Genomic DNA, 24,564 nt, shown 5'->3' on the forward strand with positions numbered 1-24,564 from the left:
CGAGCCTGGATGAGGATATGAGCCGTTATCAACCACCGTTGACCCTGACCACCAGAATGCTGGCGTTGATCGCCGAGATCAGCGAGCAAATCGGTCAGTTGACGGCTGTGGACGAACGCCTGCAGACGCCTCAACTACGGCGCAGTAATCGAATTCGTACGATTCAGGCTTCTTTGGCGATCGAGAACAACACCCTCAGCGTTGAGCAGGTGACTGCAGTTCTGGCGGGGCGACGGGTTCTTGGGCTGCCGCGAGAAATCCAGGAAGTGCGTAACGCGTTTGCGGCTTATGAAGCCATGCCCGAGTGGGGGCCGAGCAGTCGCTCTGACCTGCTAAGGGCGCATGAGTTGCTGATGGGCGGATTGATTGACGACTGTGGGCAGTTTCGCCGAGCCGGCGTGGGTATTTACCGTGGCGAAAAATTAGTCCACATGGCGCCGCCGCCGAGTCGCGTTGCGCACTTGATGGACGATTTGCTGGCGTGGCTCAGCGATTCAGATTGGCACCCATTGATCGTCAGCTGCGTGTTTCACTACGAGTTCGAGTTTATTCATCCCTTCGCCGACGGAAATGGGCGTATGGGGCGACTCTGGCAAACCTTGATACTCAGTCAGTGGCGGCCGGTGTTGGCTTATCTGCCAGTCGAAGCGGTGATTCGAGAGCAGCAGGACGCCTATTACGCTGCGTTGTCGGCAGCGGATCAACTGGCTGAATCAACGCCTTTTGTCGAGTTCATGCTGCAAGCGTTGAGCGTTGGTCTTAACGAGGCCGCCCGAAGTGAACCTACGACCGACCAAGTAACCGACCAAGTAACCGACCAAGTAGCGAAACTGCTGATTGCTCTGCGTGGAAACGTTCCACTCAAGGTTAACGATCTGATGGCAGAGGTTGGTCTAGCCCACAAGGCGACCTTTCGGGCTAACTATCTCACGCCTGCATTAGCTCTCGGATTGATTGAAATGACTGACCCCGACTCCCCCCGCAGTCCAGTTCAAAAGTATCGACTGACCGAGCTTGGCGAGCGAACGGCAGCGCGCCAGTGATCAACGTTTGAACATTCATAAAAAATGCCCGCATTTTTCAATGCGGGCATTTTTTTAGCGCGTCAAACCGGATCACTGATCGTCGAAGTACCGCTCATGCCAATCCACGAGCGGCTGCGGGGAGTTGAGCTTCTGGCCGTAGATCACCGAGTACGACAGCACGTTCTGCACGTACTGGCGGGTTTCGTCGAACGGGATGCTTTCCACCCACACGTCGAAGCTCAGATGGTCAGCGCCGCGCAGCCACTGGCGCACACGGCCGGGGCCGGCGTTGTAGGCAGCGGAGGCGAGGACGCGGTTGCCGTTGAACTGGCTGTGAACCTGGCTCAGGTAAGCGGCGCCGAGCTGGATGTTCTTGTCCGGGTCGAGCACTTGCTGCGGCGAGGCCAGCGGGATGCTGAATTTGCGCGCGGTTTCCTTGGCGGTGCCGGGCATCAGCTGCATCAGGCCGCTGGCGCCGACGCCGGAACGGGCGTCGGCCATGAAGGCGCTTTCCTGGCGGGTAATGGCGAACACCCAGCTCGAGTGCAGGCCTCGGACCTTGGCTTCACGCACCAGGGTCTCGCGGTGGGCCATCGGGAAGCGGATGTCCAGATCGTCCCAGTATTGCGCCTGGCTGATGGTGCGGATCGCCGGGAAATACCATTTCAGGTCGTAGGCCAGTTTCGCCTGGGCGACCATTTCGTCACGGCTGAAGTGACGGCTGACGTGGTACCACTCGCGACGACCGTCGACGATCTGCCCGCGGGCGTGGAATTCCAGGGCGCGACGAACGCCTGGCGTATTGCGCACCTTGTTGATCAGCGCCTGGCTCAGGACCAGGGGTTTGTTGTTCAGCGAGTAAGGTGATTGCGAACGATCGGCAGCGAGGAAACCGTAGAAATCGCGCTCGCGAGCGAGGTTCTTGTAGAGCGTTTGCGCTTCCGGGTTCTGTGGTTGCGCCAGTTCCAGGCTGCGGGCCTGCCAGTAGCGCCAGCGGTTGGTGGTCGCCAGATCCTGCGGCAAGCGGCGAGTCAACTGATAGGCATCGTCCCAGCGGGCCAGACGCAACAGCAGGCGCATGCGCCATTCGGACACGGTGTTGTCACGCAGCTCCGGATCGTACCTGGTCATCATGTCCAACGCGCGCGGATCGAAGCGCTTGGCGAGGGTCAACCCGATTTCACGGGCGATCGCCACTTTTTCGTCTCGGGAGAAATGCATGCTGCTGGCATAGCCGTCGAGCAGATTCATGGCCTTGTCAGGGTCCTGGCGGGCCAAGCGGCGCAGGCCGAGGCTGACCACGTCGGACATCGGTTCGTCGGCCGGGGTGAAGCGCGATGGCTGATTCAGCAGTTCGGGTTTCTGCGCCACGTCCACCAGCAAACGACCGCGAGGGGCGAGGGTGGTCAGGCCGTTGACCAGGCTGTTGGCCAGCGGATAGTTACGCGCCTGGGCGGCGAGCTTGGTGCGCTCCCAGCGTTTTTGTTCGGTCAGTTGACCTTCGGCGGCCCATTGCCCGAACAGCGCGTCGCAGGCGGCGGGTTGGGATTTGCCGGTCAGCCAGAGTTTGTTGGCGTTGGCGTAGCCTTCGGTTTTCTGGTTATGGCCGATCTGGTACTGCGCGTTCAGGCAGTCCAGTTCAGTGAAATTGAGCTTGGGGTCGTAGTACTTGACGAAGGTCGCCCAGTCGCCGCGATCCGCCAGCCAGCGCAACCAGCGCAATTTCATCCAGTTGGCCTGGGGCAGGTCACCGTGTTCGGCGAGGAATTTTTCGATCTCGGCATTGCTGGCGGTTTTCAGGCGCGCGGTCAGTTCGTCATAGGCCAGATACGGCTCCAGCGGATAATCGCTGAGGGCCTGGCTATAACGAAAGTACGGGCCGGTATCGCCCTTGGCCAAGGCACGCTTGGCTTCATCGTAATATTGACGCTGGGTGGACAGGTCCACCGCCTGGGCGGTTTGAACGGCAGTGGCAGAAAGAAGCAAGCAAGACAAAAGACTGAAAAGGCGACTGCGCATGAGACGTCCGGGCAGAGAAATCACGACAAGTGCAGGCTTAACCTGCACTGAATTGTCTGTAGCTTAGCCTTTTGCCAGCAACGGGCGAAAGCTTTGCCGGCCTCTCTGCACAAGTTCGCAACAATTGTCATGCAGAGTGCTTCGACATTGAAATTGCCGGCCTTCTGAAGCCTCAAGTCAGGTAGAATGCGCGCCCGGTTTTTGGAGAAGCTCATGACCCTGCTCAAATTCAGCGATGTGTCCCTTGCTTTCGGCGCTATGCCGTTGTTGGACAAGGTGTCCTGGCAGATCGCCCGTGGTGAGCGGGTGTGCATCATCGGCCGCAATGGCACTGGCAAGTCCAGCATGATGAAGCTCGTCAAGGGCGACCAGAAGCCCGACGAAGGCTCCGTTTGGCGCGCACCCGGCCTCAAGATTGGCGAATTGCCGCAAGAATTGCCGGTAGCCGACGAGCGGACCGTGTTCGACGTAGTGGCCGAAGGCCTGGACGGTGTCGGCGAGCTGCTCGCGCAGTATCACCACCTGAGCCAGAACATCGTCACCGACGCCGACCTGGACAAACTGATGCACGTCCAGCACGACCTCGAAGCCCGCGATGGCTGGCGTTTGCAGCAACTGGTCGACAGCACCTTGAGCCGTTTGCAGTTGCCGGCCGACAAGACCCTCGCCGAATTGTCCGGCGGCTGGCGTCGACGCGTCCTGTTGGCCCAGGCCCTGGTTTCCGAACCGGACCTGCTGCTGCTCGACGAGCCGACCAACCACCTGGACATCGGTGCAATTGCCTGGCTCGAAGAAGCGCTGAAGGATTTCCAGGGCGCCGTACTGTTCATCACGCACGACCGTTCATTCCTGCAGAACCTCGCGACCCGCATTCTGGAACTGGATCGCGGCGGCCTGATCGACTGGAACGGCGACTACGCCAGTTTCCTCGTGCACAAGGAAGCCTCCCTGGCCGCTGAAGAAACGGCCAACGCGCTGTTCGACAAAAAGCTGGCCCAGGAAGAAGTCTGGATCCGCCAGGGCATCAAGGCCCGTCGCACCCGTAATGAAGGCCGCGTACGTGCATTGAAAGCCCTGCGCGTCGAGCGCAGCGAACGTCGCGAGCGCACCGGCAAGGCCAACATTCAGCTGGATACCGCTGACAAATCCGGCAAGCAGGTGATGGTCCTCGAGAACGTGAGTTTCGCGCATCCGGGTGGCCCGTTCCTGATCAAGGATTTCTCGATGGTCCTGACGCGCGGCGACCGTATCGGTCTGCTTGGCGCCAACGGTACCGGTAAAACCACACTGCTCAAGCTGATGCTCAGCGGTTTGCAACCAACCAGCGGCACAGTGGAAGAGGGGACGCGCATCGACGTGGCTTACTTCGACCAGTTGCGCCATCAACTGGACCTGGAAAAGACGGTGATCGACAACGTGGCCGAAGGTCGCGACTTCATCGATATCGATGGTCAGAGCCGTCACGTGTTGAGCTACCTCGGCGACTTCCTGTTCAGCCCGCAGCGTGCCCGCACGCCAGTGAAGGCGCTGTCGGGTGGTGAGCGTGCGCGTCTGCTGCTGGCCAAACTGTTCAGCAAACCGGCGAACCTGCTGGTCCTCGACGAACCGACCAACGACCTCGACGTGGAAACCCTCGAGCTGTTGGAAGAGGTCTTGCTGACCTTCAACGGCACCGTGCTGATGGTCAGTCACGACCGGGCATTCCTCGACAACGTGGTCACCAGCACCCTGGTCTTCGAAGGTGAAGGCAAGGTTCGTGAGTACGTTGGTGGTTACCAGGACTGGCTGCGTCAGGGCGGCTCGCCGCGCCTGCTGGGCGTGACCGAGAGCAAGTCCGGCAAAGCCGACCTGACTTCGGCAGTTGTGACGGCCGAAGCGGCGCCGGTTGCTGTGGCGGTCGAAGCACCAGTGGCGAAGAAGAAGCTCAGCTACAAGTTGCAGCGTGAGCTGGAGATGTTGCCGGCTCAGATCGAAGCCATGGAGCAGCAGATCGCTGCCGTTGAGGCCCAAATGGCCGATGCCGGTTTCTATCAGCGTCCTGCGGCCGAGACCGCTGCCGTGATCGCTCAGCTTGAGCAGTTGCAGGCTGAGCACGACGTGATGGTCGAGCGTTGGGCCGAGCTGGATGCCTGATTGATCCTGCAATAAAAAAGCCCGGCGTTCAGTGATGAGCGCCGGGCTTTTCGTATGGAATGCAATCCGGAGTTGTCGCAAAGCCCCTGTGGGAGCGAGCCTGCTCGCGATTGCGGTTGAACATTCAACAAATTGTCGACTGTTACATCGTAATCGCGAGCAGGCTCACTCCCACATTGGAAAAGTGTTGTCAGCTCTTGTTTTGCAGGCGCACCGCCAGCACATCACACGGCGCACCGTGCAGCACGTCATTGGCCGTCGAGCCCAGCAGCAGTGCCAGGCCGTGGCGGCCATGGCTGCCTACCACGATCAGGTCGCAGGTCTGTTCCTTGGCCAGGTGGTGGATCTCCTGGCGTGGCTGGCCGTAGGTCAGGTGACTGTATTCTTTGGAGAGCTCCGGATACTTCACGATCAGTCGGTCCAGGCGTTCCTTGGCCTGATCGAACTGCTGCTGTTGCAGTTGTGACAGGTCCATGGGGACGTCGCCGCCAAAGGCCATGGCCATCGGCTCGACGATGTGGACCAGGGATAATTTCGCTCCGTTGCTCACCGACAGCTCGCGAGCGCGGTGGATTACAGGGTCGCACTCTTCGGTTAGATCTACAGCGACCAGAATGTGGTTGTAGGGCATGAGGTGCTCCTCCTGAGGATTGCAATATTGGTAAGTATGGCTGGTTTCAAGCGCATTGGTTCCAAAGTGACTCAAAGCGCTCATCAAGAATCGGGAGTACAGATATGACGGTCTGGATAGTGGTGTCAATCTTGCTGGTGGTACTGAGTCCGCTGGCGTGGTTGCGGCCGTCCCGTGGACAGAGCGGGCGCATGGCCTTGCGCATGGAGGCGCGCCGTATCGGGCTGGCCATGCAGCTTGCGCCCCAGGAGTGGCCGCACTGGCTGAGTCAGGAGCCGCCGAGCCCTTGCGCCCAGTACCATCGGCCGCGCCGTGGCAATCAGCCCGCGTGCTGGAGTTACTGGCAAAAGTCGCCGGGTGTTTGGGTGAACCAGTGGCAGGAAGTTTGCGAAGATCGAGTGCTGCTCAATCATTTCGAAAAATTGCCGGCCAACGTCTACAAGGTTGAGGCGGACAAGCAGATGATCACCCTGTATTGGGGCGAGAAGGGCGAGGCGACGGTTTTGCAGGACATCGATGCGGTGCTGAAAGCGCTGGCATGATTCACGGACATTTCGCGCTGCAATGGCGCGAAACCTCCGACAGACAGGCAATAAAAAGCCCGACATCATCATCGGGCTGGGGTTGGCCAGGCAGGCCGGTAATTCTTTGTGCCGCAGATCTTACGCCGGGCGTTCGCCAAAAGTGTTCATATTTTTTTCTCAAGTTCCCGCCAGCGTAGCCTGTTAAACAAAGGCTGCAGCGAATTAGGGCGACTTTTCTAACTATTGATCCTATGAATGGACTCACATGCAGATGCGTGTTGAAGATCTTCGCAGTACGGAAGTGACCGCAAAGTCGCGTTTCCACCCGTATTTTGGGCGATTGACAATTGTCGGAAATTCCGTGAAGGTGGCGTACCCAAATCAAACGGGCGTATGAATTGAGCGTTTGTATTTCAGACCGCTCCTACAGAATCCCGACTATCGCGTTGGCGGGTGTGCCGGGTGGATTGGCGTTAGCATCGACGATAAGCGTCCTGCCAAGCCATTCGCCTGCGTCCGACGTGTACTGTTCAGCTTCCATATCGTGGAGATCAGTTGATGATTTACGAAGGTAAAGCCATCACGGTTAAGGCTCTTGAAAGTGGCATCGTCGAACTGAAATTCGACCTCAAGGGTGAGTCCGTTAACAAGTTCAACCGTCTAACCCTGAACGAACTGCGTCAGGCCGTAGACACCATCAAGGCAGATGCTTCGATCAAGGGTGTGATCGTCAGCAGTGGCAAGGACGTCTTCATCGTCGGCGCCGACATCACCGAATTTGTCGAGAACTTCAAGCTGCCGGATGCAGAGCTTGTTGCTGGCAACCTGGAAGCCAACAAGATTTTCAGCGATTTCGAAGACCTCAACGTCCCGACTGTCGCCGCGATCAACGGCATCGCTCTGGGTGGCGGTCTGGAAATGTGCCTGGCGGCGGACTACCGCGTCATGTCCACCAAGGCCAAGATCGGTCTGCCGGAAGTCAAACTGGGCATCTACCCAGGTTTCGGCGGTACCGTGCGTCTGCCGCGCCTGATCGGTGCCGACAACGCCATCGAGTGGATTGCCGCCGGCAAGGAAAACCGTCCTGAAGACGCGCTGAAAGTCGGCGCCGTCGATGCCGTGGTTGCTCCTGAGAAATTGCAGGAAGCGGCCCTGGAGCTGATCAAGCGCGCCATTTCCGGCGAGTTTGACTACAAGGCCAAGCGTCAGCCGAAGCTGGAAAAGCTGAAACTGAACGCGATCGAACAAATGATGGCTTTCGAAACCGCCAAAGGTTTCGTGGCAGGTCAAGCGGGTCCGAACTACCCGGCACCGGTTGAAGCGATCAAGACCATCCAGAAAGCCGCGAACTTCGGTCGTGACAAGGCGCTGGAAGTCGAAGCCGCCGGTTTCGTCAAACTGGCCAAGACCTCTGCCGCGCAGAGCTTGATCGGTCTGTTCCTGAACGATCAGGAGCTGAAGAAAAAGGCCAAGGCCTACGACGAAATCGCCAAAGACGTGAAGCAGGCTGCTGTATTGGGCGCCGGCATCATGGGTGGCGGTATCGCTTATCAGTCGGCTTCCAAAGGCACGCCGATCCTGATGAAGGACATCAACGAGCACGGTATCGAGCAGGGTCTGGCTGAAGCCGCCAAGCTGCTGGTCGGCCGCGTTGATAAAGGCCGCATGACCCCGGCGAAAATGGCTGAAGTGCTTAACGGCATTCGTCCGACCCTGTCCTACGGTGATTTCGGTCACGTTGACCTGGTCGTTGAAGCTGTTGTCGAGAACCCGAAGGTCAAGCAAGCCGTTCTGGCCGAAGTCGAAGACAAGGTCAAAGAGGACACCATCCTCGCGTCCAACACCTCGACCATTTCCATCACCTTGCTGGCCAAAGCCCTCAAGCGTCCGGAAAACTTCGTCGGCATGCACTTCTTCAACCCGGTGCACATGATGCCTTTGGTTGAAGTGATTCGTGGCGAGAAGTCCAGCGAGCTGGCCGTTGCCACCACCGTTGCCTACGCCAAGAAAATGGGCAAGAACCCGATCGTCGTCAACGACTGCCCGGGCTTCCTGGTCAACCGCGTCCTGTTCCCGTACTTCGGCGGTTTCGCCAGGCTGGTCAGCGCCGGTGTGGACTTCGTCCGTATCGACAAGATCATGGAAAAATTCGGCTGGCCAATGGGCCCGGCATACCTGATGGACGTGGTCGGCATCGACACCGGCCACCACGGTCGTGACGTAATGGCTGAAGGTTTCCCGGACCGCATGAAAGACGATCGCCGTTCGGCTATCGACGTACTCTACGAAGCCAAGCGCCTGGGCCAGAAAAACGGCAAGGGTTTCTACGCTTACGAGACCGACAAGCGCGGCAAGCAGAAGAAAGTGGCCGATCCGTCGGTGCTGGAAGTGCTCAAGCCGATCGTTTACGAGCAGCGCGAAGTCACTGACGAAGACATCATCAACTGGATGATGATCCCGCTGTGCCTGGAAACCGTGCGTTGCCTGGAAGACGGCATTGTCGAAACCGCCGCCGAAGCCGACATGGGTCTGGTCTACGGTATTGGTTTCCCTCCATTCCGTGGCGGTGCGCTGCGCTACATCGATTCGATCGGTGTTGCCGAGTTCGTTGCCCTGGCTGACCAATACGCTGATTTGGGCGCGCTGTACCACCCGACCGCAAAACTGCGTGAAATGGCCAAAACCGGCCAACGGTTCTTCGGTTAAGCGTCCCAACTTTTGAGCGAGAGTGAAATTTTATGAGCTTGAATCCAAGAGACGTCGTGATTGTCGACTTCGGTCGTACTCCGATGGGCCGCTCCAAGGGCGGCATGCACCGCAACACCCGCGCCGAAGACATGTCGGCGCACCTGATCAGCAAATTGCTGGAGCGCAACGTCAAGGTTGACCCGAGCGAAGTCGAAGACGTGATCTGGGGCTGTGTAAACCAGACCCTGGAGCAGGGCTGGAACATCGCCCGCATGGCTTCCTTGATGACGCAGATCCCGCACACTGCCGCCGGCCAGACCGTCAGCCGTCTGTGCGGTTCGTCGATGAGCGCGCTGCACACTGCCGCACAGGCGATCATGACCGGCAACGGTGACGTGTTCGTCGTCGGCGGCGTCGAGCACATGGGCCACGTGAGCATGATGCACGGTGTCGATCCGAACCCGCACATGTCGCTGTATGCGGCGAAAGCCTCGGGCATGATGGGCCTGACCGCTGAAATGCTGGGCAAAATGCACGGCATCACTCGCGAACAACAGGACGCTTTCGGCGTGCGCTCCCACCAGCTCGCTCACAAGGCGACCCTGGAAGGCAAGTTCAAAGACGAAATCATCCCGATGCAGGGCTACGACGAGAACGGTTTCCTGAAACTGTTCGACTACGACGAAACCATTCGTCCGGAAACCACCCTGGAAAGCCTGGCAGCACTGAAGCCAGCGTTTAACCCGAAGGGCGGCACCGTAACGGCCGGTACTTCGTCGCAGATCACTGACGGTGCTTCGTGCATGATCGTGATGTCGGCGCAACGTGCACAGGACCTGGGCATCCAGCCGATGGCGGTTATCCGCTCGATGGCAGTGGCAGGTGTGGACCCGGCAATCATGGGCTATGGTCCAGTACCGGCCACTCAGAAAGCACTGAAGCGTGCGGGCCTTGGCATTAACGATATCGACTTCTTCGAGCTCAACGAAGCTTTCGCCGCACAGGCCCTGCCAGTGCTGAAAGATCTGAAAGTGCTCGACAAGATGAACGAGAAGGTTAACCTGCACGGCGGCGCGATCGCCCTGGGTCACCCGTTCGGTTGCTCCGGTGCCCGTATCTCCGGCACTTTGCTGAACGTGATGAAGCAGAATGGCGGCACCTTCGGGGTAGCCACCATGTGCATTGGTCTCGGCCAAGGCATCTCCACCGTCTTCGAACGCGTTTAAGCGTTTCGCTGATGGAAGCCGGGGCCAAGTGCCCCGGTTTTTGTTTTTCTGAATTTATTTTTTGTTTTTATTTTTAAAAGATTTGAGTGAGGGCCAAACCATGCCGATACAACCTGGGCTCTACCAGCATTACAAAGGTCCGCAGTACCGCGTATTCAGCATCGCGCGGCATTCGGAAACCGAAGAAGAAGTGGTCTTCTACCAAGCCCTGTATGGCGATTACGGCTTTTGGGTACGTCCCTTGAGCATGTTCCTGGAGTCGGTCGAGGTTGACGGCGAACAGGTGCCGCGCTTTGCTTTGGTGCAAGCCGAACCGAGCCTTTTTTCCAAGCCATAAGCTGAGTGCGCGCAAGACCCTGCGCTTGACCTCACCTTGTAGCCACTATATATAGCGGTGCCGCGTCAGGCGCCAACCGCCTTTCACTTCTAGAATTCAGGAATTTTCTGATCCATGGGCAAATCGCTGGTCATTGTGGAATCCCCGGCTAAGGCCAAGACCATCAACAAGTATCTGGGTAACCAATACGTGGTGAAGTCGAGTATCGGCCATATCCGAGACCTGCCCACCAGCGGTTCGGCTAGCGCCAGCAAAGAGCCAGCCGCCAAGCGCGGCAAGGCCGCCGCGGGTGAAGGTCCGGTGCTCACGCCGAAAGAGAAGGCGCGCAAGCAGCTGGTCTCGCGCATGGGTGTCGATCCCGATCATGGCTGGAAAGCCAAGTACGAGATCCTCCCGGGCAAAGAAAAGGTCATCGAAGAGCTGCGCCGGCTCGCCAAAGATGCTGACACCATCTATCTCGCAACCGACTTGGATCGCGAGGGGGAAGCCATTGCCTGGCACCTGCGCGAAGCCATTGGTGGTGACGACAGCCGCTACAAGCGCGTGGTGTTCAACGAAATCACCAAGAAGGCGATTCAGGAAGCCTTTTCCAAGCCGGGCGAGCTGGACATCGATCGTGTAAACGCACAGCAGGCGCGTCGTTTCCTCGACCGCGTCGTGGGTTACATGGTTTCGCCACTGCTGTGGGCCAAAGTTGCCCGTGGCCTGTCCGCCGGTCGCGTGCAATCGGTTGCCGTGAAGCTGGTGGTCGAGCGTGAACGTGAAATCCGCGCCTTCAACCCGGAAGAATACTGGGAAGTCCACGCTGACCTCGGCACCGCCAAGGGCGCGACCGTGCGCTTCGACGTGGCTCGCGAGAAAGGCGAGGCCTTCAAGCCGCTCAACGAAGCCCAGGCCATGGCCGCGCTGGAGAAGCTCAAGGCTTCCAGCTACAGCATCGTCAAGCGCGAAGACAAACCGACCAGCAGCAAGCCATCGGCACCGTTCATCACCTCCACCCTGCAACAGGCTGCCAGTAACCGCCTGGGCTTCGGCGTGAAGAAAACCATGATGATGGCCCAGCGTTTGTACGAAGCCGGCTACATCACATATATGCGTACCGACTCCACCAACCTGTCGGCTGATGCCGTGACGATGGCGCGCACTTATATTGAAGGCGAATTCGGCAAGAAGTACCTGCCGGAAAACCCGAATGTCTACAGCAGCAAGGAAGGCGCACAAGAGGCTCACGAAGCGATTCGTCCGTCTGACGCCAACACCGAGCCAAGCAAGCTGTCGGGCATGGAGCGTGATGCAGAGCGGCTCTACGAGCTGATCTGGCGCCAGTTCCTCGCTTGCCAGATGCTGCCGGCCCAATACCTGTCGACCACGGTCACCGTCGGTGCCCGCGATTTCGAGCTGCGCGCCAAGGGCCGCATCCTGAAGTTCGACGGTTACACCCGCGTCATGCCGCAAATCGCCAAGCCAGGCGATGACGACGTGCTGCCGGACATGGCCCAGGGCGACGCGATGAAGCTGATCAAGCTTGATCCGACCCAGCACTTCACCAAGCCACCTGCGCGTTACTCGGAAGCGAGCCTGGTTAAAGAAATGGAAAAACGCGGTATCGGTCGTCCTTCGACCTACGCGGCGATCATTTCGACTATCCAGGACCGTGGCTACGTTGCGCTGCACAACCGTCGTTTCTATTCGGAAAAGATGGGCGACATCGTTACAGAGCGTCTGGCCGAGAGCTTCTCCAATCTCATGGACTACGGCTTCACCGCCGGCATGGAAGAGAACCTCGATGACGTGGCCCAGGGCGAACGCGACTGGAAAAACGTGCTCGACGAGTTCTACGGCGACTTCAAGAAGAAGCTCGAAGTAGCCGAAAGCGCCGAAGGCGGCATGCGCGCCAACCAGCCGGTGATGACTGACATTCCGTGCGTGTTGTGCGGTCGTCCGATGCAGATTCGTACCGCATCGACCGGCGTGTTCCTGGGTTGCTCGGGTTACAGCCTGCCGCCGAAAGAACGCTGCAAGGCCACTGTCAACCTGGTGCCGGGCGACGAAATCGCGGCGGACGACGAGGGTGAGTCGGAATCCCTGGTGCTGCGCGGCAAGCACCGCTGCCCGATCTGCAGCACGGCGATGGACGCTTACCTGCTCGATGAGAAACGCAAGCTGCACATCTGCGGTAACAACCCGGATTGCGCTGGTTATGAAATCGAAGAGGGCACCTATCGCATCAAGGGCTACGAAGGTCCAAGCCTGGAATGCGACAAGTGTGGCAGCGAGATGCAGCTCAAGACCGGCCGTTTCGGCAAGTTCTTCGGTTGCACCAACGCAACGTGCAAGAACACCCGCAAGTTGCTGAAAAGCGGTGATGCGGCACCGCCGAAGATGGACCCGGTGAAGATGCCTGAGCTGAAATGCGAAAAGGTCAACGACACCTACATTCTGCGTGACGGCGCTTCCGGCCTGTTCCTGGCGGCCAGCCAATTCCCGAAAAACCGCGAGACGCGTGCTCCGCTGGTCATCGAAATTGTGCCGCACAAGGATGAGATCGATCCGAAGTACCACTTCCTCTGTGAAGCACCGAAGAAAGATCCGGACGGCCTGCCTGCTGTCATCCGTTACAGCCGCAAGACCAAAGAGCAGTACGTGCAAACTGAAGTCGACGGTAAGCCGACTGGCTGGAAAGCGTACTACGACGGCGGCAAATGGACGGTTGAAGACAAGCGTCCGGCAGCCAAAGCGTAAAAAAAGGCTGTACACAAAAGGCCGCATGACAACCCTCGGGTTTTCATGCGGCCTTTTTGTTTTGTGCTTGCGGTCAGATCGGCTGATCCACGACACTGTCTGACCTGCGTTAAGCAATTATTTCGTTGTGGAGGCTGCCGTCATGGCCCACGAACTCTATACCCGTACCAATCAGAAGATTTATTTCGCCGGCCTGTCGCTTGAAGCGCTCGCCAGAGCCGAAGAGGGGCGGGCGATGAATTCCCTGGCGCTGATTCAGGCAGGGCGCGAGTCGGCGTTATTCCACCTGTACGGTGCGTTGCTGGGGCTGTGCCATGAAATTGCCGGCTTCTACCGTTTGCCTCAGGCCAATGCACCTCGGGCTGAGATGCTGCTGACTCGCGAAGTGCTGGAAGCCATCGCCATTCCAGAGATGGCTGAGTTGGTCGAGTTGGCTCAGAATCGGGAAACCTGGCTCGCCAAGCTGCTGGCTGCTCACGCGGCGATGTTTCAACCGCCTCGCGCTCCGCACAAGCCCAAGGGTGACGTGACTCAGCCGCTCATCCTGGCGGTTAACCTGGATGAAGAAGAGGTGCCTGAGGAATTGAGTCGCGAAGAGCTGGAGAGCTGGCGTCAGAATTTGAAAGCGCTCGCAATCAGGTTTCGCGAAGGCTTGAACGAGTGCTGATCGACTGAGACCCGGCGGTGCGATTAAAAGCGCTGCTGGTCAAGTTACCGAGCGAAGCCTGGCCGATGCCTATATAATCCCCGCCTTTCGTGGAGAACAGACCTTTATGCCAACGTCCTTTCTAGAAATTGTCGAGTTACCAGACGGCCGAATCGAGCTGCGCAGGGCCGAGGACGAGGGTTCTCTGGTTACTTTGGATTTCTCCGAGGATGCCAAGGCTTTCCTGCAGGGCCAGCACGTGGAAGTCGCCAAGGCGATGTTGAGCGTCGGTGTTCAGATGGCAGGGCGCCTGGTTGAAGGCGAATTCAATACCGATGAGAGTTCGCGGGTCCTCCACTGATCCCCTTCGTCGCTTTCTGCTGATCCGGCTACGAACCGGCTTCTCTATCCTTTGAGAAGCCCCGCGCTATTCATGCGCGCATTGTTTACACCTCAACCCAAGCGAATATTCAGGCTCTGCGCATCCCCGGTACGGGCTGCGCTGATCAACTGCTGCCGCGAATTTGTGTTCAAGGGATTGAGCCAACTGACAACCGTGTGGCTACGGCCCAGGCGCAAGGCTTCGCAGGTCAGCTGCTGAGCGCTCTGGGTTCCACGAGGTTGCAGCAGCAGGATGCGTTCGCGGTTAAGGCCAGCGTCTCGCAACCACGCCTGAGTCAGGCTGGCGGGCGGGGCGATCAGTGTCAGCCACCGCGCGTCCTGATCCTGACTCAGTTCCCGGAGAATCGGCGCCAATAGGTTCAGGCAGTTCCCGGCCGCACCACGCAGTGAAAGCTCGCTGAAGACTTCGGGTTCGGCGCTCCAGGGCGACTCGACCACGTCTTTCAGGATCGGCGCCATCGGTTGCACCATGAATGCCTCGAACAACGGCAGTTGGGCTTGCTGTGATGTGTGTGGGAACTGCATAAAGCCTCCTTTAGCGGCGAATGACGCCAACACTCAAGCCTTCGATCACCAGTTCCTGATCTTTCAGGTTTACTTCGATAGGGGCGAATTCAGGGTTTTCGGCAAGCAACCAAACCTTGCTGCCATCGCGCTTGAAGCGCTTGACGGTCACTTCGTCACCGATCCGCGCCACGACGATCTGGCCGTTGCGGGCTTCCCGGGTGGTGTGGACGGCCAGCAGGTCTCCGTCGAAAATGCCGACGTCCTTCATGCTCATGCCATGAACGCGCAGCAGATAGTCAGCGCGCGGATGGAAGAAGGCAGGGTTGATGTTGCAGGACTCCTCGATGTGCTGCTGAGCCAGAATCGGCGCTCCGGCAGCCACTCGGCCAATGATCGGCAAGGTGGAATCGTCGGCCTTGGCTTCGAAGCCCGGGATGCGAATGCCGCGGGAAGCGCCCGGGGTCATCTCGATCGCACCTTTGCGGGCCAGCGCCTTGAGGTGTTCTTCCGCCGCGTTGGGCGACTTGAAACCCAGTTCCTGAGCGATTTCCGCACGGGTCGGCGGGTAGCCGTTGTCTTCGAGGCAGCGTTTGATGAAGGCCAGAATCTCTGCTTGGCGTGGCGTCAGCTTTAGCATATTGATCGCTCTGTCTTTTTATACAGTGACTGGGATTATATACAGTGAAACGGTCTTGGCAATGCCCCTTTTTTCGCCCGCCGCTGGACGGTCAATCAGCCTGCTGATTAAAGCCTCGCCGTTGTATGGTTAAATAGCTGACCGACCATTCCCAAAACGAACCGGCAAGCTTGACAATGCACAGGCTGAAACGTATGTTTCAAACAAGTGTTTGTCAGGCGGAGTAGCCATGGCCCAGTCGGAAACCGTTGAACGCATTCTTGATGCTGCCGAGCAGTTGTTCGCGGAAAAAGGTTTCGCTGAAACCTCGTTGCGTCTGATCACCAGCAAGGCTGGGGTCAATCTGGCGGCGGTCAATTATCACTTCGGTTCGAAGAAGGCGCTGATCCAGGCTGTCTTCTCGCGCTTTCTCGGGCCGTTTTGCCTGAGCCTTGATAAAGAGCTGGAGCGGCGTCAGTCCAAGCCTGAAAACAAGCCGACCCTTGAAGAGTTGCTCGAAATTCTTGTTGAGCAGGCTCTCGTCGTGCAGCCTCGCAGCGGCAACGATCTATCTATCTTCATGCGGTTGCTGGGGCTGGCGTTCAGTCAGAGTCAGGGCCACCTGCGTCGTTATCTGGAAGACATGTACGGCAAAGTGTTCCGTCGCTACATGATGCTCGTCAACGAAGCCGCGCCGCGCATTCCGCCGATCGAGTTGTTCTGGCGCGTGCACTTCATGCTCGGTGCCGCAGCGTTCAGCATGTCGGGGATCAAGGCGTTGCGGGCCATTGCCGAGACCGATTTCGGCGTCAACACGTCCATTGAACAAGTGATGCGCCTGATGGTGCCGTTCCTGGCCGCGGGCATGCGGGCCGAAACCGGCGTCACCGACGCGGCCATGGCTACCGCGCAGCTGCGTCCGCGCAGCAAGTCGGCCCCGGCTGCCGCCAAGGTTTAACACCGCACGGGTGGGCGCGGCGGCTGACATCCGCTAAGCTAGCCGCCCATGCCGACTCTCGTTCTGAACCCGCTCCCCATTGATATCGCCGACCTGCCGGGCATCGCCCAAGGCGGCGCATTCACGCGAGCCGGTTTTTTCGTTATCAAGGAATCTCTATGACTGCTGGCCTGCAAGGCTCGTTGATGGTGGACGTCGCCGGTACCTGGCTGACGGCCGAAGATCGCCAATTGTTGCGTCAGCCCGAAGTGGGCGGCCTGATCATTTTCGCCCGTAACATCGAAAACCCGCGCCAGGTGCGCGAGCTGAGCGCCGCGATCCGCGCCATTCGTCCCGATCTGCTGCTGGCGGTGGACCAGGAGGGCGGTCGCGTTCAGCGTCTGCGCCAAGGCTTCGTGCGATTGCCGGCCATGCGCGCCATCGCTGACAACCCGAACGCCGAGTACCTGGCCGAGCAATGCGGCTGGATCATGGCCACCGAAGTGCTGGCCGTCGGCCTCGATCTGAGCTTCGCCCCGGTGCTGGACCTGGATTACCAGCGCAGCGCCGTCGTCGGTACCCGTTCGTTTGAAGGTGACCCAGAGCGCGCAGCGCTGCTCGCCGGTGCATTCATACGCGGCATGAACAGCGCCGGCATGGCCGCCACCGGCAAGCATTTCCCCGGTCACGGTTGGGCCGAGGCGGATTCCCACGTCGCGATCCCGAACGATGAGCGCAGCCTCGACGAAATCCGCGCCAACGACCTGGTGCCGTTCGCCAAATTGAGCAAGCAGCTGGCCGCCGTCATGCCGGCCCACGTTATCTACCCGCAAGTCGATTCCCAGCCCGCCGGCTTTTCCCGCCGCTGGTTGCAGGACATCCTGCGCGGCGAGCTGCAATTCGATGGCGTGATCTTCAGCGACGACCTGTCCATGGCCGGCGCCCACGTGGTGGGCGATGCGGCCAGCCGTATCGAAGCTGCACTGACCGCTGGTTGCGACATGGGCCTGGTGTGCAACGACCGTGCTGCTGCGGAACTGGCCCTGAGCGCCGCCCAACGTCTGAAGGTCAAACCATCCGAGCGCATCGCGCGGATGCGCGGCCAGTCGTACGCCAACATCGAATATCGCCAAGACCCTCGCTGGCTTGCAGCTGTAGGCGCGCTTAAAGAAGCTCAACTGATTGAATAAGGACTTTTCGTTATGACGGTTTACGCGATTATCGGTGGCACCGGCCTGACTCAACTCGAAGGTCTGAGCATTCGTCAGTCACTGGCGGTGGATACGCCCTATGGCCCGCCTTCGGCCGACGTGCAGATCGGTGAATACGCCGGCAAGGAAGTGCTGTTCCTCGCCCGTCACGGTCACCCGCACCGTTTTCCGCCGCATCAGGTGAACTACCGCGCCAACCTCTGGGCGCTGAAGCAGGCCGGCGCCGAAGCGATCCTCGCTGTCAACGCCGTGGGCGGAATCCATGCCGCGATGGGCACTGGACACTTCTGCGTGCCGCATCAACTGATCGACTACACCAGCGGTCGCGAACACACCTATTTCGCCGATGACCTGGAATACGTGACCCACATCGACTTCAGCTTTCCCTACAGCGAGACGTTACGTCAGCAATTGATCGCCGCGCTGGCGGCTGAAGGCGTCGATTACAGCAGTCAGGGCGTTTACGCCTGCACTCAGGGTCCACGTCTGGAAACCGTCGCAGAAATCGCGAAGCTGGAACGTGATGGCTGCGACATCGTTGGCATGACCGGGATGCCGGAAGCGGCATTGGCCCGTGAGCTGGAGCTGGAGTATGCGTGTCTGGCGCTGGTGGTGAACCCGGCAGCAGGCAAATCCACCGCGGTGATCACCATGGCCGAGATCGAGCAGGCGTTGCATGACGGGATGGGGAAGGTCAAGTCGACGTTGGCGCGGGTGTTGGCGGGTTGAGTTTCTGCGGTCGGATGAAGTACCTGGCTGCTTCACGATTCACTGGGTTTTAAGCGGCGTTGATTTCATGACCACAATAATTGAGCAACTTCATGCGCTACCTTGGGCAGAGGTGTTCAGTCATCGCGCTCTGGAAAAGGCTCGCAGATATGCGGATGAGGATCGGATAAACATCCGGCAAATCGATGACGTGATGATTATCGCAACGTGCGTCGGCTCCGAGATGCAGGCGTACGAGCAAGTCATTGAGCTGACTGAGGATCTGCGTGGGCAAGAGCGGCTGCAATGCATTTGCTCCTGTCCTGTCATGTTCAACTGCAAGCACTGTGCTGCGGTCATCTATCACCTGCAGGATCATTCTGTTAAAGCGCCTGAAAGTGCCGTCCAGGTTCACTTGAGTCGTGAGCTGGAGCGCTGGCTCGCCGGTATTCCATCCGCAAGCAATCCCCCCGATGAACCGTCGCAGGTGACGAGTACGCGCCTGTTTTACAAACTCAGGGCCACGCCCACCGCCGGGAAATGGACGCTAGAGATTTTCAAGGCGCGTCAGCTCAAGGACGGCCGTTTGCAAGACATCAAGTCGATGTACTCGCTGTCGGACACGCTGATACGCCAACCCGGTTACCTGACCGAGCTCGACCTTCGAATCGCCAGGCTGTTAGTCGCCGTTCACTCCCACCACGCCTTTTACTCCGGCTACCCCCTGGAAGGCAGCAGTGGCGCCGAACTCATCGAAATGCTGTTGCGAACCTCGCGCCTTTTCCTCGATCTCGAACAGCCACAACCCTTGACGCCGGGAATGAGAAGAACGGGTCAATTTGCATGGGCCGAACAAGCCAATGGCAGTTTTCGCCCGCAATGGGGCAGTGACGCAGCCCCAGTGGAAACGATTCTGGCCCTGGAGCCCTTGTACTATCTGGATCGCGAGCGGCTGAAAGTAGGGCCACTGTTCAGCGCGATGGATGAAAAACTGGCGTGTCACCTGTCGTTGGTCCCGGATATTCCGGCGCGTCAGGCAATGCAGTTCAGTCATCGGATGAGGGCGGCGACTCAAGTTGCACCGCCGCCTCACACACTGACGGAGCGGGTTATTGACGGCGTTTTCCCTCAGGCTCACCTGACACTCGCCAGCGGCAAGCGTTACGTCCGCTGGCAGCATGAGCCAGAGCATCGCGCCGCATTGGCGTTCACCTACAACGGCCATCCGACGTCGGACAGAAACCCGGAAGTGTTAATCCTTTCCGGGACTGAAACCCAGCGTATACAGCGCAATCCCTCCGCGGAGAAAGCCCTGCGTCAGGCCCTGCAAAAACACGGTTTTAAAAAGGCCACGCGCAAAAGCAGCCTGGACCGTCCCGGCGAAATGTTCACCCTGGCGGATGACGCAGCCTGGCTTGCCTTTGCGCAGGGCGGAGTACCGGCGCTGAGGGAGAAAAACTGGCTGATCGATATCAGCGATAACTTTCACTTCAACTTGCAGCCTGTCGAAGAGTGGTATGCGCAAGTCGAGGAAGAATCGGGGCACCAGTGGTTCGATCTGCAGCTGGGTATCGTCGTCAACGGCGAACGTCACAGCCTGCTGCCGATATTGCTGCATTTGCTGCGTAGCCAGCCACAGTTGATGGAACCCGCAAGCCTGGCCCAGCGCAACGATGATGAACTGTTGCTGATTGGACTGGGTGATGGGCGTTTCGGTGCCAAACCCCATGGCAAAGTCGCGTTGCCCTATGGTCGGATCAAACCGCTGATGATCACCCTGGGCGAGTTGTACCTGGGGACGCATCAAGGTGATTCATTGCGTTTGAATTTGCCGGATGCCGCGCGCCTCAGTGCGCTGGAAGGCGTCCCGCTCATTTGGCAGGGCGGTGAACGACTGCGCAGTTTTGCAAAGCGTCTGCGTGAGTCGAACCATACTCTTGTATCGGCGCCCGAGGGTTTGAATGCAACACTGCGGCCGTATCAGCTTGAAGGGCTGAACTGGATGCAAACCCTTCGCGAACTGGAGGTCGGCGGCATCCTCGGCGACGACATGGGCTTGGGGAAAACCCTGCAAACCCTGGCTCATCTGCTAACGGAAAAGCAGGCCGGGCGGCTTGATCGTCCGGCACTTGCGGTGATGCCCACCAGCCTGATCCCCAACTGGCTCGACGAATCGCTGCGCTTTGCTCCGCAGCTCAAGGTACTGGCGCTGCATGGCGCCACACGGCAAAAAGACTTTGCCAGCCTTGCCGAATACGACTTGGTATTGACCACCTACGCATTGCTGCCTCGGGACCTGGCGGTATTGCAGCCCCAGGTATGGAGTGTGCTGATTCTCGATGAGGCGCAGAACATCAAGAACCCGGTCAGCAAAGCTGCTCAAGCCGCCCGCGACCTGCAGGCGCGCCAGCGATTGTGCCTGTCCGGCACCCCGCTGGAAAACCACCTCGGCGAGTTGTGGTCGCAATTTCACTTTTTGCTGCCCGGCTGGCTTGGCGACAGCAAAACCTTCAACCGCGACTACCGCACACCGATCGAAAAGCACGGTAACACCGAGCGGATGCAACACCTGACGGCCCGGATCAAGCCCTTCCTGCTACGACGCAAGAAAGATCAGGTGGCGACCGAGTTACCGCCGAAAACCGAGATTGTGCATTGGGTTGATCTCAGCGATGGACAACGGGATGTGTATGAAACCGTGCGCGTGGCGATGGACAAGAAGGTGCGTGACGAAATTGCCCGCAGTGGTGTCGGGCGCAGTCAAATCATCATCCTCGACGCACTGCTCAAGTTGCGTCAGGTGTGCTGCGATCTGCGGCTGATCAAAACACCGCTCACCGCCAAGGCCCTTCGTTCTGGTAGCGGGAAACTGGTCAGCTTGATGGAGATGCTGGAAGAGCTGCTCAGCGAAGGCCGAAAGGTTTTGTTGTTTTCACAGTTCACTTCGATGCTCGCATTGATTGAGGAAGAGTTGCAGCAACGTGGTTTGGGTTACTCGTTGTTGACGGGTGAGACGACGGATCGGCGCGCACCGGTCAAGGATTTTCAGAGCGGTAAAGTGCCGCTGTTTCTGATCAGTTTGAAGGCTGGCGGCACAGGTCTGAACCTGACGGCTGCGGATACGGTCATCCATTTCGATCCCTGGTGGAACCCGGCGGTCGAAAACCAGGCGACTGACCGGGCCTACAGGATCGGGCAAAACAAACCCGTGTTCGTCTACAAGTTGATAGCCCGTGGCACGGTGGAAGAAAAAATACAGGCGCTGCAGCTGGAGAAGGCTGCGCTGGCCGGGGCGGTGCTTGAAGGTGGAACGACTGGCGGCTGGAAGCTTGAGCAGAGTGATATTGAGGCGCTGTTTGCGCCCTTGCCAAATCTCAAGTCCTGATGCCTTCAGTGAGATCGAGGTGAGCCCTTCGCGGGCAAGCCACGCTCCCACAGGATTGGTGTGAACTCTGTGGGAGCGTGGCTTGCTCCGGGCGGCGTTCCGACGAAGGCGATCTAACATGCGCCGCAGATTCAGCGCTTCTCCAGCTTATCCGGCAACGGCGCAAACAACGCTTCAATATCATCGCTCTGCAACTTCCAGTCGCCAGTCTTGCGCCCATCCAGCACGCCCGCCGCCAGGTCGGATTTTTCCTTTTGCAGGTGCTGAATCTTCTCCTCCACCGTGCCACGGGCAATCATCTTGTAGACGAACACCGGCTTCTCCTGGCCGATGCGATACGCCCGGTCAGTCGCCTGGTTTTCCGTCGCCGGGTTCCACCACGGATCGTAGTGGATCACCGTATCCGCTTCCGTCAGGTTCAAGCCGACACCGCCGGCCTTCAAGCTGATCAGAAAGATCTGACGCTTGCCGCTCTGGAAGTCTTTCACCGGGGCCCGCCGGTCACGGGTCTGTCCCGTCAGCAACGCATATTCAACGCCGCGCTTCTTCAGTTCGACCTCGATCAGCGCCAACATCGACGTGAACTGCGAAAACAGCAAAATCCGCCGACCTTCCTCAAACAACTCATCGAGCATTTCCATCAAGCTGTCGAGCTTGCCCGAGGTGCTGCCGCGAGTCGGCAGCACGGCATCGTTGACCAGGCGTAAATCGCAGCACACCTGGCGCAGCTTCAGCAGCGCTTCAAGAATGATGATCTGGCTGCGTGCCACACCTTTGCGAGTGATCTCATCGCGGACCTTCTTGTCCATCGCCAGGCGCATGGTTTCATACACGTCGCGTTGGGCTTCGTTGAGCTCGACCCAATGGATGATTTCGGTCTTCGGCGGCAACTCTGTCGCCACCTGCTCCTTGGTCCGGCGCAGCAGGAACGGTTTGATCCGGCCATTGAGGTGCTGAAGCCTGACTTCGCTGGCGCGCTTTTCGATCGGCACGCGGTAATCGCGGTTGAAGCTTTTTACGTCACCCAGCCAGCCGGGCAACAGGAAGTGAAACAGCGACCACAGTTCACCCAAGTGGTTTTCCAGCGGCGTGCCACTCAGGCACAGACGCTGACGCGCATTCAACTCACGGGCCGCCTGAGCGGCCTTGCTGTTGGGGTTCTTGATGTACTGCGCTTCATCCAGCACCAGCACATGCAGAGGCTGCAACGCCAGACGTTCGACGTCCTTGGGCAGCAGCGCATAGGTGGTGAGGATCAGGTCGTAATCGGCCAGGTGATCAAAGTGCTTTTTGCGACTGGCGCCGTACAGCGCCAGCACTTTGAGTTGCGGCGTGAAGTGCGCGGCTTCATCGAGCCAGTTCGGGATCAGGCTGGTGGGCATCACCACCATGCACGGCCGATCGAGGCGTCCGGCGATCTTCTCACTGAGAATATGCGCCAGTGTCTGTAGGGTTTTACCCAGCCCCATGTCATCCGCGAGAATTCCGCCGACTTCCAGTTGCCGCAACGACTGCATCCAGCTCAAGCCTTCCAGCTGATACGGGCGCAAAGTTGCGTTCAAGCCTTCGGGGGCCGTCGCGGTGTAGTCCTTGATGTCCCGCAGGCGCTGGGCAAACGTGCGGATCTGCTCGCCACCTTCCCAAAGCAGTGGCATGCCTTCCAGTGGATTCAGGCGCGTGGCGTCGGCCTTGCTTAGGCGCAGGGTAGTTTCGCCAGGCTCTTGCAGGTAGAACTCGCCGAGGGTTGCCAATACCGGTTTCAACCGGCCGAAGGGCAGGGCAACCTGCAAGGGGCCGTATTCGGAATTCGGGCGGTTGGGAATGTTCACCAGAATCAGTTCATCGTCGCGACGTCGGGCGAGGCGTTCCGGATTGAGGATTTCGGTGTGGGAGCGCATCAGGTTCAACAGGATCGGTAGCAAGCTCAGGCGCTCGCCGTTGACGATGATCCCCAGTTCCAGATCAAACCAGTCGCGTTCCGGCGCCTGCTCGACAGTGGCGTACCAGTCATCCACGGCGGTCAGGTCGAAACCGAATTCCTCATCGATCTGCAACTCCCAGCCCTGGGTGCGCAACTTCGGCAGCTCATTGAGGGTGAAGGTCAGCCAGGCGCTGTCGTTGACCATCTCATACAGATCGCCGGCACTTTCCGGTAAAGCTTTGCTCTGGCGGGTGGCGATTTTAAAGCCGAGGATTCGCAACTGCTCCCTGTAGGCCTGTTCGACTTCCGGGTGGCGTTTTATCCGCAGTGTCTGGGTTTCCTGCCGAATCAGGACGTCGGCGTTTTTCTGTCCGCAGACGTATTCATCCAGGTAGCTGAAAGACAGCGCCGCACGATGCTGGATGTAGCGCTGCATCTTGCCGTTGCGTGGTTCGAAGGCGCTGAACTCGATACTTGCGAGCCACAGGCGCGGCACCGGTTGCACGTTATCCACAAGGACTTGGGGCGGGGCCTTCGGGCTGCGGTTTTCCAGCACAGCCTGAAGTTTTTCCAGCAGTTCGGCGTCTTGTGCGGCGGCGGGATAGGCGAGGGTTTCCTGCACCTTGAGCAGCACCGCCGCGCAATGTTTGCAGTTGGCGTGAACCGGGCAGGTGCACGTGGCATCGACCATCAGCAAGGTCGCTTTGGCTGACTCGCGAAGGTGAATGGTCTGACGGTAAACGTTACCGCCAGAGCCTTCGCAGGCGGCGACGATCGTAGCGTCGCCGGCCTCGACGATCCTGACGCGGTTCTCCAGTGCGTAGCGACGGCCACGCTCCAGGCTCTGCTCCTTGAATCGGCTGACCCAGGAAGGTGCCAGGGGTTTGCTCAGGGTCGGAGGCATAA

Annotated in this window: 18 protein-coding genes; 13 read left to right on the forward strand and 5 right to left on the reverse strand. The window is 59.0% G+C overall.

Annotation, left to right across the window (positions count from 1 at the left end; all coding sequences use genetic code 11):
* Positions 1 to 17 precede the first annotated feature (17 nt).
* The gene (locus tag ACA070_RS09485; RefSeq protein WP_497451932.1) at positions 18 to 1,043 is read left to right on the forward strand and encodes a Fic family protein; all 1,026 of its coding nucleotides are present in this window, start codon (positions 18 to 20) and stop codon (positions 1,041 to 1,043) included.
* Between the two features lie 72 nt (positions 1,044 to 1,115).
* Here the strand turns inward: ACA070_RS09485 and ACA070_RS09490 are convergent, their stop codons facing one another.
* A complete protein-coding gene (locus ACA070_RS09490; RefSeq protein ID WP_497450903.1) occupies positions 1,116 to 3,044 on the reverse strand; it encodes a transglycosylase SLT domain-containing protein in 1,929 nt (642 codons plus the stop codon).
* Between the two features lie 213 nt (positions 3,045 to 3,257).
* Here ACA070_RS09490 and ACA070_RS09495 point away from each other — a divergent pair, with 213 nt between their 5' ends.
* Positions 3,258 to 5,177 carry an ATP-binding cassette domain-containing protein gene (locus tag ACA070_RS09495; RefSeq protein WP_497450904.1) on the forward strand — a complete coding sequence of 640 codons (1,920 nt, stop codon included), beginning with the start codon at positions 3,258 to 3,260 and terminating at the stop codon, positions 5,175 to 5,177.
* 190 nt (positions 5,178 to 5,367) lie between these two features.
* Here ACA070_RS09495 and ACA070_RS09500 read toward each other — a convergent pair whose 3' ends face one another.
* Entirely contained in the window at positions 5,368 to 5,808 is a 441-nt protein-coding gene (locus tag ACA070_RS09500; RefSeq protein ID WP_008028495.1) for a universal stress protein, read from the reverse strand.
* A 104-nt stretch (positions 5,809 to 5,912) separates the two neighbouring features.
* Between ACA070_RS09500 and ACA070_RS09505 the strand changes: the two genes are divergently transcribed.
* The 7 genes from ACA070_RS09505 (at position 5,913) to ACA070_RS09535 (ending at position 14,332) form a co-directional block, all read left to right on the forward strand.
* Positions 5,913 to 6,350: a hypothetical protein gene (locus ACA070_RS09505; protein WP_109628973.1), complete on the forward strand. Its 438-nt coding sequence runs from the start codon at positions 5,913 to 5,915 to the stop codon at positions 6,348 to 6,350.
* Between the two features lie 540 nt (positions 6,351 to 6,890).
* Entirely contained in the window at positions 6,891 to 9,038 is a 2,148-nt protein-coding gene (fadB, locus tag ACA070_RS09510) for a fatty acid oxidation complex subunit alpha FadB (protein ID WP_497450905.1), read from the forward strand.
* Between the two features lie 32 nt (positions 9,039 to 9,070).
* Positions 9,071 to 10,246 (forward strand): acetyl-CoA C-acyltransferase FadA, encoded by a 1,176-nt coding sequence (gene fadA / locus ACA070_RS09515; protein ID WP_008007076.1) that lies wholly within the window; start codon positions 9,071 to 9,073, stop codon positions 10,244 to 10,246.
* 100 nt (positions 10,247 to 10,346) lie between these two features.
* Positions 10,347 to 10,583 (forward strand): DUF1653 domain-containing protein, encoded by a 237-nt coding sequence (locus ACA070_RS09520; RefSeq protein ID WP_046047845.1) that lies wholly within the window; start codon positions 10,347 to 10,349, stop codon positions 10,581 to 10,583.
* A 114-nt stretch (positions 10,584 to 10,697) separates the two neighbouring features.
* Positions 10,698 to 13,325 (forward strand): type I DNA topoisomerase, encoded by a 2,628-nt coding sequence (topA, locus tag ACA070_RS09525; RefSeq protein ID WP_497450906.1) that lies wholly within the window; start codon positions 10,698 to 10,700, stop codon positions 13,323 to 13,325.
* A 142-nt stretch (positions 13,326 to 13,467) separates the two neighbouring features.
* On the forward strand, positions 13,468 to 13,992 hold the full coding sequence (locus tag ACA070_RS09530) for a DUF6586 family protein (protein WP_497450907.1): 525 nt from the start codon (positions 13,468 to 13,470) through the stop codon (positions 13,990 to 13,992).
* Between the two features lie 106 nt (positions 13,993 to 14,098).
* A complete protein-coding gene (locus tag ACA070_RS09535) occupies positions 14,099 to 14,332 on the forward strand; it encodes a hypothetical protein (protein WP_010456352.1) in 234 nt (77 codons plus the stop codon).
* Positions 14,333 to 14,424: 92 nt separating this feature from the next.
* On the opposite strand, the gene sulA is transcribed toward ACA070_RS09535, so the two are convergent.
* Together sulA and lexA are read right to left on the reverse strand one after the other, a co-directional pair.
* Positions 14,425 to 14,898, reverse strand: a complete 474-nt coding sequence (gene sulA / locus ACA070_RS09540) for an SOS-induced cell division inhibitor SulA (protein WP_497450908.1) — start codon at positions 14,896 to 14,898, stop codon at positions 14,425 to 14,427.
* A 10-nt stretch (positions 14,899 to 14,908) separates the two neighbouring features.
* Positions 14,909 to 15,517 (reverse strand): transcriptional repressor LexA, encoded by a 609-nt coding sequence (lexA, locus tag ACA070_RS09545; RefSeq protein ID WP_438661918.1) that lies wholly within the window; start codon positions 15,515 to 15,517, stop codon positions 14,909 to 14,911.
* 229 nt (positions 15,518 to 15,746) lie between these two features.
* On the opposite strand from lexA, the gene ACA070_RS09550 reads away from it, so the two are divergent.
* The 4 genes from ACA070_RS09550 (at position 15,747) to ACA070_RS09565 (ending at position 21,737) form a co-directional block, all read left to right on the forward strand.
* Positions 15,747 to 16,454 (forward strand): TetR/AcrR family transcriptional regulator, encoded by a 708-nt coding sequence (locus tag ACA070_RS09550; RefSeq protein ID WP_131059947.1) that lies wholly within the window; start codon positions 15,747 to 15,749, stop codon positions 16,452 to 16,454.
* 158 nt (positions 16,455 to 16,612) lie between these two features.
* Positions 16,613 to 17,623 carry a beta-N-acetylhexosaminidase gene (gene nagZ, locus ACA070_RS09555; protein ID WP_462026409.1) on the forward strand — a complete coding sequence of 337 codons (1,011 nt, stop codon included), beginning with the start codon at positions 16,613 to 16,615 and terminating at the stop codon, positions 17,621 to 17,623.
* Between the two features lie 12 nt (positions 17,624 to 17,635).
* Positions 17,636 to 18,373 (forward strand): S-methyl-5'-thioinosine phosphorylase, encoded by a 738-nt coding sequence (locus tag ACA070_RS09560; protein WP_497450909.1) that lies wholly within the window; start codon positions 17,636 to 17,638, stop codon positions 18,371 to 18,373.
* A gap of 67 nt (positions 18,374 to 18,440) precedes the next feature.
* On the forward strand, positions 18,441 to 21,737 hold the full coding sequence (locus ACA070_RS09565; RefSeq protein ID WP_497450910.1) for a DEAD/DEAH box helicase: 3,297 nt from the start codon (positions 18,441 to 18,443) through the stop codon (positions 21,735 to 21,737).
* Between the two features lie 131 nt (positions 21,738 to 21,868).
* Here ACA070_RS09565 and ACA070_RS09570 read toward each other — a convergent pair whose 3' ends face one another.
* Positions 21,869 to 24,562: an SNF2-related protein gene (locus ACA070_RS09570; RefSeq protein ID WP_497450911.1), complete on the reverse strand. Its 2,694-nt coding sequence runs from the start codon at positions 24,560 to 24,562 to the stop codon at positions 21,869 to 21,871.
* Positions 24,563 to 24,564 lie beyond the last annotated feature (2 nt).

It is taken from the genome of Pseudomonas sp. LBUM1678 (assembly GCF_059695575.1).

Coding starts and splice junctions, on each gene's coding strand:
- nagZ (WP_462026409.1), top strand. CDS start 16,613: ATGACTGCTGGCCTGCAAGGCTCGTTGATGGTGGACGTCGCCGGTACC.
- lexA (WP_438661918.1), bottom strand. CDS start 15,517: ATGCTAAAGCTGACGCCACGCCAAGCAGAGATTCTGGCCTTCATCAAA.
- ACA070_RS09570 (WP_497450911.1), bottom strand. CDS start 24,562: ATGCCTCCGACCCTGAGCAAACCCCTGGCACCTTCCTGGGTCAGCCGA.
- sulA (WP_497450908.1), bottom strand. CDS start 14,898: ATGCAGTTCCCACACACATCACAGCAAGCCCAACTGCCGTTGTTCGAG.
- ACA070_RS09535 (WP_010456352.1), top strand. CDS start 14,099: ATGCCAACGTCCTTTCTAGAAATTGTCGAGTTACCAGACGGCCGAATC.
- fadA (WP_008007076.1), top strand. CDS start 9,071: ATGAGCTTGAATCCAAGAGACGTCGTGATTGTCGACTTCGGTCGTACT.
- fadB (WP_497450905.1), top strand. CDS start 6,891: ATGATTTACGAAGGTAAAGCCATCACGGTTAAGGCTCTTGAAAGTGGC.
- ACA070_RS09490 (WP_497450903.1), bottom strand. CDS start 3,044: ATGCGCAGTCGCCTTTTCAGTCTTTTGTCTTGCTTGCTTCTTTCTGCC.
- topA (WP_497450906.1), top strand. CDS start 10,698: ATGGGCAAATCGCTGGTCATTGTGGAATCCCCGGCTAAGGCCAAGACC.
- ACA070_RS09505 (WP_109628973.1), top strand. CDS start 5,913: ATGACGGTCTGGATAGTGGTGTCAATCTTGCTGGTGGTACTGAGTCCG.
- ACA070_RS09565 (WP_497450910.1), top strand. CDS start 18,441: ATGACCACAATAATTGAGCAACTTCATGCGCTACCTTGGGCAGAGGTG.
- ACA070_RS09560 (WP_497450909.1), top strand. CDS start 17,636: ATGACGGTTTACGCGATTATCGGTGGCACCGGCCTGACTCAACTCGAA.
- ACA070_RS09500 (WP_008028495.1), bottom strand. CDS start 5,808: ATGCCCTACAACCACATTCTGGTCGCTGTAGATCTAACCGAAGAGTGC.
- ACA070_RS09530 (WP_497450907.1), top strand. CDS start 13,468: ATGGCCCACGAACTCTATACCCGTACCAATCAGAAGATTTATTTCGCC.
- ACA070_RS09520 (WP_046047845.1), top strand. CDS start 10,347: ATGCCGATACAACCTGGGCTCTACCAGCATTACAAAGGTCCGCAGTAC.
- ACA070_RS09495 (WP_497450904.1), top strand. CDS start 3,258: ATGACCCTGCTCAAATTCAGCGATGTGTCCCTTGCTTTCGGCGCTATG.
- ACA070_RS09550 (WP_131059947.1), top strand. CDS start 15,747: ATGGCCCAGTCGGAAACCGTTGAACGCATTCTTGATGCTGCCGAGCAG.
- ACA070_RS09485 (WP_497451932.1), top strand. CDS start 18: ATGAGCCGTTATCAACCACCGTTGACCCTGACCACCAGAATGCTGGCG.